Origin of the sequence: Campylobacter sp. IFREMER_LSEM_CL908 (genome assembly GCF_025771545.1) — a bacterium.
GTDB classification, from domain to species: Bacteria; Campylobacterota; Campylobacteria; order Campylobacterales; family Campylobacteraceae; genus Campylobacter_D; species Campylobacter_D lari_D.
The window spans coordinates 79,045-87,038 of record NZ_JAKMQK010000007.1 but is presented as its reverse complement, the minus strand read 5'-3'; the positions used below and the strand labels follow the sequence as shown (position 1 = coordinate 87,038).

Below are 7,994 nucleotides of genomic sequence, written 5' to 3'. Positions count from 1 at the left end.
AAAATTAATTTATAATTATATCCTTTTTATCTTTCTCTGATATTAATCGCCATCTAATTCTTTACACATTCTTTCAAATTCTTGATAGTATTTCCAAGAGGTGACTATATCTGGACGATGTTTCTTGCAAAACGATAATTCTTCATGTAGTATACACTTTAATTTATTTCTTTTGTCTTGGTTTTGCTTTAGTTCATTTAATACATTCTCAATACTGATCTTATATTTTTCCTCGTTATCAATTCGGCTTAAAAGTTTACATAAAAAAAGCTTTAAATATTCCAATACCTTGTCATACAAAATACCATTCTGGCGTAGGAAAAGCAATTCATTTTTATGAATATAAACACCAAATGATGGATGTGTACAACCAAAGATAATTTTATAAAAATCATCAAAGTCATCAATATTTTGCGGCAAGAAAAAATTCTCAATAAATTTTATTGCTATCGTTTTTGTTTTATTGCTATCTAAATGAATTTTTAAGGTAACAGGAAATAGCAAATTTAAACTTCCTTTATATCTATTAACAGCAAATACCTCTCTAGCCTTAGATATAGACAAGGGTGTTAATTTTAATTCTGAAAAAAACTCATTCATCATATTGATTATCTTATCGCTTTTTATGTCACTAAAGTCAATGTAGTAAATTTTTTTAATAGAATCTTGCAATATTTCTAGATGTTTATAATGTGAAAAAATTGTCGGAAAACGCATTATTACTATATTTTTGTTATAATTTTCCTGCAAGTCTTCCTGATATACATCATCAAATAAATCATTTATTGTAAATACATTTTTTTTAATTAAATTTAGCTGCTCTTTTGTATAGCGTCTACTTCTAGAGCATACATGTTTTATTAAATCTATAGGATCTCTTGTTTGCGTTAAAATATACATATCATCTTGTCTCAACAAAAAAATGAATTTTTCCATCTCCTCTACATTTTTATACTCAATATCACTCATACCAATAACACAGTTACTATTTATATTGTTTAATATTGAATACATTTTACAATATCTATCTTTTCCTTCTCCCCACCTAAAACAATCAATAAAATATAGTCCAGAATTTCTAAAATACCACATTGTGTTTTGTGCTCCAGAGCCATGCCTGTATAGATAAATAAATTGAAATTTATTTGGCAATGGTATATTTAAGTCCCACATTTGATCTACGCTGAAGCAAAAACTATTTTTTCTAAAATCTACCAATGGAGGATAGGGATGGTTTTTGTATTTATATTTTTCATAAAAATAATCCGAATTAATCCATTCATGAATTAAATCAAAGTGTTGTAAAAAAAAATCGAAATTTTTGATAATCATTTGTAACATTGGACTATAACTATGTATATCTACCAATAAATCGCCAACTATTAAAAGATTATTAGACATCAACAACTTCGAATGCAGCTCTTTTGGTAATATATTTAAAATTTGTTGTATTTTCTGATATTTGCTATAAATTTTTTTATATTCAAATAGAAAATTTATATAACCTCCTTTATGCCAATTATTATGCGCTCGAATATATGCTTGTCCTAACATATATGAAAGATGGAATTGATAGAGCACACTCTCATTATAATCTTTACATTGTTCTAATAATGGATATCTCATATACGGAAACACATTTACTATATCATTATAGATTTTTTTTTCTTTTATATGTCTTTTTTTAATGCTATATAGTTTATAAGGCAAAGATATTAGTTTTTTATTTTTTTTATGCTGAATAATAGCAAATCCTAATTTATAAGCAAGATGATTTTTAACTCTATCTTTTGCACTAAAAATATTCATTTTATTCCTTTTTTAACTTCTTAATTTCAAATAACAATCCAATATATCCTCCTCTATACCAAGTTTTATTAGCTTTTATAAGAGCTTGTCCTAGTTTATAAGTTAAACATTCTTTTTCTTTTAAGGCTTCTTTATAATCAGGATAAGATTCCAAAGGAGGTAGTTTTAAAGAAGGATCTTTTTGTATTTTTTCTTGATAGATTTTTTGTCCTTGTTTGTGTTTATCTTTTATATAAGATAATACAAAAGGCATTCTTATATAACCTAGAAAAGTTTTAGAATTGACTATCATAGCTTGACCTAGTTTATAAGAGAGTTGGTTATGAATGCGGAATTTGGCCGAGTTAAAATCAACTGTGGTCGTCTTAATATTCGGGCTTAATATTTTTAGTAATTGTTTGTTTTGTAATTTTTTATTAATCAAATCTTGCTCTAAAATTGAAATTTCAAGTTGTTGTTTTTTTGTGGATAGAGAATTTAAAATATGTTTTAAAGAAAGATTATCCTCTTGTATTTCTCTTTTTTCCTGCGATAGTTGATTTTTACTTTGCTCCAACAATGAAATTGTAGATTTTAATGTATTTATTTGGTTTTGCAGAGGTGTTAATTTTTTTGGATCCATTACCGAACAATACTCATCTATAATCTCTTTATACCATTCTACAGGTGGCATAAGATAACCAAAATCTTGTTTTTTAGAAATATAAGTAGTTTGGTTACTTAAAATATCAAATTTAATTTGAAAATTTTGTATAGGTTTGCTTACAAGAAGAAATCCAACAATGTCACAAAAATTGTTATTTTTTGCTTTATCATGCCAACTATATGCATGATGATATAATTCTTCACATTTTTTTGTAGTATTTAACTTTATATATGTATTAGGTTTTATAATAAAATCCTTATGCAACTCAAGGACATTTATTAAAGAATTGGTTTCTTTTATAACACTATTTTGTAAATTACTAATCTCAATACTAGAATAATTCAAAACAAATTGATCTAGTTTTTGCCATTTTTCATCCCATGGGATATGATTGTTCCAAGTATGTAAAGCAATAATTTGATAATTATAATACTTATCCGGTATTTTTACAATATCACCTGTCTCGATTCTAACCACATCTTCACTGTATGAAAAGTTACTGTGATGTATTTTTTTTACATTCCCTCTAACGACTTCTAGTTCTTTTGCAGGTAAAAAATAGTATTCTTGAAGGAAGTGATTTACATTTTTTTGAGAAATAAAAAAAGATTTTAAATTTTTTATAATATTCCTACCCAACTCCCTCATAACAAAATCAAACTCATGAACCGTATCTCTTCGTTTCCCAAACTCAAATAAATTATGATGTTCATAATATTCATACATATCTATAAAATTAAATCCAAAATATTTTATCAATCCTCTATGAATATTAATAATAAATTTATTTCTTATATCATCACGATCAAAAGGAGTTATAAGAACAAGAATTATTTTTTTTAACTTATACAACTCTTGATAGTATAAAAATAAATTCCTATACAATATCTCTATTGGTTGTTGTTCTTTAGTACTTAAAACACTAATGCTATCATTGGTATTAGAATTAGTAATAATCAAAGCAGCAGTTTTTAAAACTTTTTGCCGCCTCACCAACTCACATAAATTTTGAATACTTGTTGTAGCTCCTACGGTATAATTATAAATAAAAATCTCATCCTTGGATGATGCCAAGCTACCCTGTTTTAAACCTTCTTGGATACCATTTTGCATAAAAATAGAACTTCCACCAAGTAGTACTATATTTTTTTTCAAAGTTTTGACCTTCTTTTTTTAAAAATTTTATACAAAAAATGAAGAATGCCAAAATATCTTTTAGTTATTTTATTTTTTATTTTATTTTGTTTTGTATTTTTTATAGTATTTGCATCATGCCAACGATAAGAAAATAAAATCTCTTTAGTAAATTTATATCTACCCAATTTAGAAAGTTGCAAATGCATAAACCAATCTTCCATAGGTGCTTTTGCTGTAAATTTCTCTATTTTTTTTAATTTTTCTGCACGAATTAAATAACCGTTTGGAATATAATTACCTTTTACGAGAGTTCGATAACTTCCAAATTTTTTCATATCTTTTGAAATTTTTTTCACCCTAGGGTGTTTATAGCAAAAATACTCCCAGAAAGTATTGTACCCTTCATTAAATTTAACAATATTTTGCTTAATATCCCAAGCTATGCGATTAGAATTGCAATCTATAATTTCACTATCTCCAACAGCCAACACTATTTTATCATCATGTGATATTATTTGATATAATATGCTTATTGCTTTTTCATTTTGAATCCTATCATCGGAAGCCAATAAATAAATATATTCGCCATTTGACAATTCAATCAACTCATTCAATGTTTCATAAATACCTTTGTTTTGTCTTGTCATTGAACTAAAATTAGAAAATCTCACTCTACATTTTTTTTCTAATTCGATTATTTTAAGCCAAGTTAAGTCAGAAGACCCATCATCTAAAATAATTAATTCTAAATTGCCATAGTCTTGACATATAACTGATTCTATACATTCTTGAATGTAATTTTGATGATTATAAGCAGGAATTAATATAGAAATCAGAGGTAAAGAGCTACTCATCGTACTGGTTAACCACCTCGATAACTTTAGAAACCTCCCATTCTTCCATAACAGGAGATATAGGTAAACTTAACACCTCATTATGAATTTGCTCAGTTATAGGAAAAGATAAATGATTCCACTCTTTATAAGCTTCTTGTTTATGAGGTGGTATTGGATAATGAATAATACTTTCGATTTTATTTTTACTCAAATAAGCTTGAAATTTATCTCTATTTTTTACACGAACAACAAACAAATGCCACACATGAGACATCTCATCTTGCATTCGCGGTAAAACAACTATCGGGTTTTTAATACCATTTAAATACCGCCTTGCTATTTTTCTACGCTCTTGATTGTCTTGATCCAAAAAAGCAAGTTTGACATTTAAAATCGCTGCTTGAATTTCATCAAGTCTAGAATTAAAACCTTTATAGATATTATGATATTTTTTATGTGAACCATAGTTTGATAATGCTTGCATTTTATAATACAACTCCTCATCATTGGTTGTGATACAACCACCATCTCCCAAACAACCTAAATTTTTTCCAGGATAAAATGAAAAAGCCGCAGCCTTTGAAAGGCTGCCAACTTTTTTCCCGTTTAATGTTGCACCGTGAGCTTGCGCTGCATCTTCAAATACTATTAAGTTGTATTTTTTTGCAATGGTGTAAATTTCTTCCATAGGTGCAGCTTGTCCGTATAAATGAACAGCCATAATAGCCCTTGTTTTTGGCGTAATTTTATCTTCAATTAATTTTGGATCAATATTGTAAGTCTCTATATCAGGTTCTACTAATATAGGTCTATAACCATTATCGCTTATAGCCAAAATTGTAGCAATATAAGTATTGGCTGGTACTATAACCTCATCATCTTGTTTTAATCCGGAAGCTTTTAACATAATTCTAAGCCCATCTAATCCATTTGCTACACCCAAACAATATTTTACACCACAGTAATTCGAGTAATTTTTTACAAATTCTTCATTTTTTTTACCATGAATATACCAACCACTATCTAAAACTTCCTTAATCTCATAATTAATTTTTTCTTGAAACCTACTGTTAATTTTATGCAAATCCAAAAACTTAATCATTTTTCTTACCTTTACTTTGGTTACTTTGTCCATAATAAGCATTATTACCATGTTTTCTATAAAAGTGCTTATTTAAAATAAATTTTGGGATGGCTTCTATAGAAAGGTTTAGGTTTAAAGTTAAGTAATTCATATAGGCAATTTGCTCAATTACTACAGCATTTTCTAAAGCTTTTTTAATGGTTTCCCCCCAAACAAAAACCCCATGTTGCTTAACTAAAATTCCTGGAATATCAAGAGCATTTCTACCTGCAATAGTTTCCAATATAACCTTCCCTGTATTTACTTCATAGTCTACCTCCACTTCTTCTTTTGTCAAGGATCTAGATACTGGAATATCACCAAAAAAATAATCAGCATGAGTTGTTCCGAGAGCTTGGATACTTTTTCCAGCTTGCGCAAATGCAGTAGCATAAGGAGAGTGAGTATGAATGATGCACTTTATTTCAGGATGTTGTCTATACAAAGCCAAATGAGTAGGTGTATCACTAGAAGGTTTTAGTTGCCCTTCCAATATTCTACCATCTAAATCTAGTAAAACTATATCATTGCTTGACATCTTAGAATACTCCACACCACTCGGCTTTATTGCAACAACACCTTGATCATTAATAGCGCTAACATTACCCCAAGTTAAAACAACTAAATTTTCTTTTACCAAGGCAATGTTCGCCTCTAATACTTCCTCTCTCAAATCACCCAACATTTTTAATTTCCTTTAATATTTTTTTTGATAGCCAATGTAAAACCTACACCTTCTCTCAATGAAAATTGCGGTCTCCAGCCCAATTGTTCAATTTTATCTGAATTTAAAGTTGAATTTTGAACAGTAGAATAACCTTCTTTTTCGATATCACTAGGTTCACAAAATTCAATTTTAACATCTGCTCGATCTGCCAATGCAACAGCATAATCTTTTAATGTAATATTAGATTCTTTATTTGCAATGTTATAGGCCTCTCCATTTTTTCCGTTTATCATTAAAAACATTAGAGCCGAGACAACATCGACAACATAACAATAAGATCTAGCTTGTATTCCTTTACTCTTCATAATTATATTTTTTTGTTCTAATGCGCATTTTAAAAATTGAACATCAGCCTTACTACTACTTAAATCAACAGTAGGACCGTAAATATATCCCAATCTTGCAATAGTAATATTTAATTCATATTCTTTTATAAAGGATTGGCACAGTGTTTCACATGCTCTTTTGCTCTCAGGATAACAAGATCTTGAGAGATTAAAATCAACTTTACCTATATCACTTTCGCAAAAATATTTTTTATTTTTTTGCATTTCACCATATACTTCTAAAGTTGACAAAAATATCATTTTAGATTTACGATAATTTTGCTGCATAAATTTTAATATATTTAAAGTTCCTATAAAATTTATACACATGGTTTCAACTGGATTTTTAGCATATAATTCAGGGTGAGTATTACTAGCCGCATGTAAAATATAATCTATATTCACATCTATATTTGGAATTTCTTTGCTTAGATCGCATTCAACTATATGCAAATTACAATAATTAGCATAACTACTAAATCTTTCAAAAGCTTTGCTTGAAAAACGTGTTACAGCATAAATATTAACATCATATTTAAAATATTCGTTTAAATACATCAAAAAATCAACAATACAAGATCCCACTAATCCTGTAGCCCCTGTTATTAAAATATTACTTGACCGTAGACTATCAAAACACTCCTTCTTAATAGTCTGAAAATTATTAATATAAATTTTATCTTGAAAATACACAATACCCTACTTTAACAATGCTTTAAAAATATCAATATCATCCATTGTTGTGATTTTAATATTTTTTTCCGAACCTATTGAAAAATAAATTTCTCCCCCTGTTTCTATCATCAATGTACATGTAGCAACAGAATCCTTAATACCCATTTTTTCCGCCTTATCATGAAGATCTTTCAGTGCTTTTAATGTTGCACCTTGAGGAGTCTGTGTTCTTTTCAGCTTTTGTCGATCATAAGTTTGTCTTGAGTTAATACCACCATCATTGCTAACTAACATTGCTTCATTGCAAGGTATTACAGATACCGCAGAGCCTTTTTCATTGATCACCCTAATAGCATCTGAAATAATCTCTTCTGAAACATTAGGTCTAATAGCATCATGTATTAAAACAATATCATCATCACTATAAAATTCTTTCAACTTCAAAATACCATTTTTTATAGATTCCTGTCCCGAATCTCCACCTTTTGTTATATGTCTTAACTTGGTGATTTTAAATTGCTTTGCATAACTTAATAATATATTCTCCCAACCATTTAACGAAACCACTACAATTTCATCTATCGCAGGATGTTTTTCAAATTTTTCCAATGTATATATAATAATAGGCTTATCATTAATACTCATAAACTGCTTTGGGATGGATTGATTCATTCTAGCACCTATGCCACCTGCTATAATCAAAGCTATATTCATT

General features: G+C 28.2%; 7 protein-coding genes. All 7 read right to left on the bottom strand.

The annotated features are described in order from the left end of the window. Positions 1 to 42 precede the first annotated feature (42 nt). Genes L8U04_RS04170 through L8U04_RS04140 form a run of 7 tightly spaced genes read right to left on the bottom strand, consistent with a single transcriptional unit; the run spans position 43 to position 7,993 of the window. The gene (locus tag L8U04_RS04170; protein ID WP_263709505.1) at positions 43 to 1,809 is read right to left on the bottom strand and encodes a DUF2972 domain-containing protein; all 1,767 of its coding nucleotides are present in this window, start codon (positions 1,807 to 1,809) and stop codon (positions 43 to 45) included. 1 nt (position 1,810) lies between these two features. Continuing rightward, complete coding sequence (locus tag L8U04_RS04165; protein ID WP_263709504.1) at positions 1,811 to 3,610, bottom strand: hypothetical protein; 1,800 nt, start codon at positions 3,608 to 3,610, stop codon at positions 1,811 to 1,813. Next, positions 3,607 to 4,446, bottom strand: coding sequence for a glycosyltransferase family 2 protein (locus L8U04_RS04160; protein ID WP_263664820.1), 840 nt, complete (start codon positions 4,444 to 4,446; stop codon positions 3,607 to 3,609). Before L8U04_RS04160 ends, L8U04_RS04165 begins: the two co-directional genes overlap by 4 nt. Further along, the gene (locus L8U04_RS04155) at positions 4,439 to 5,530 is read right to left on the bottom strand and encodes a DegT/DnrJ/EryC1/StrS family aminotransferase (protein ID WP_263664819.1); all 1,092 of its coding nucleotides are present in this window, start codon (positions 5,528 to 5,530) and stop codon (positions 4,439 to 4,441) included. Before L8U04_RS04155 ends, L8U04_RS04160 begins: the two co-directional genes overlap by 8 nt. Further along, positions 5,523 to 6,236: an L-ribulose-5-phosphate 4-epimerase AraD gene (gene araD, locus L8U04_RS04150; protein ID WP_263664818.1), complete on the bottom strand. Its 714-nt coding sequence runs from the start codon at positions 6,234 to 6,236 to the stop codon at positions 5,523 to 5,525. The genes L8U04_RS04155 and araD overlap by 8 nt, the downstream gene beginning before the upstream one ends. Before the next feature lie 2 nt (positions 6,237 to 6,238). Beyond that, positions 6,239 to 7,297 carry an NAD-dependent epimerase/dehydratase family protein gene (locus L8U04_RS04145; protein WP_263664817.1) on the bottom strand — a complete coding sequence of 353 codons (1,059 nt, stop codon included), beginning with the start codon at positions 7,295 to 7,297 and terminating at the stop codon, positions 6,239 to 6,241. A 6-nt stretch (positions 7,298 to 7,303) separates the two neighbouring features. Beyond that, the gene (locus L8U04_RS04140; protein ID WP_263664816.1) at positions 7,304 to 7,993 is read right to left on the bottom strand and encodes an IspD/TarI family cytidylyltransferase; all 690 of its coding nucleotides are present in this window, start codon (positions 7,991 to 7,993) and stop codon (positions 7,304 to 7,306) included. Between the last annotated feature and the right edge of the window lies 1 nt (position 7,994).

Excerpts from the sequence above, each read along its gene's own strand:
- araD (WP_263664818.1), bottom strand. The coding sequence starts at position 6,236 with ATGTTGGGTGATTTGAGAGAGGAAGTATTAGAGGCGAACATTGCCTTG.
- L8U04_RS04140 (WP_263664816.1), bottom strand. The coding sequence starts at position 7,993 with ATGAATATAGCTTTGATTATAGCAGGTGGCATAGGTGCTAGAATGAAT.
- L8U04_RS04155 (WP_263664819.1), bottom strand. The coding sequence starts at position 5,530 with ATGATTAAGTTTTTGGATTTGCATAAAATTAACAGTAGGTTTCAAGAA.
- L8U04_RS04170 (WP_263709505.1), bottom strand. The coding sequence starts at position 1,809 with ATGAATATTTTTAGTGCAAAAGATAGAGTTAAAAATCATCTTGCTTAT.
- L8U04_RS04160 (WP_263664820.1), bottom strand. The coding sequence starts at position 4,446 with ATGAGTAGCTCTTTACCTCTGATTTCTATATTAATTCCTGCTTATAAT.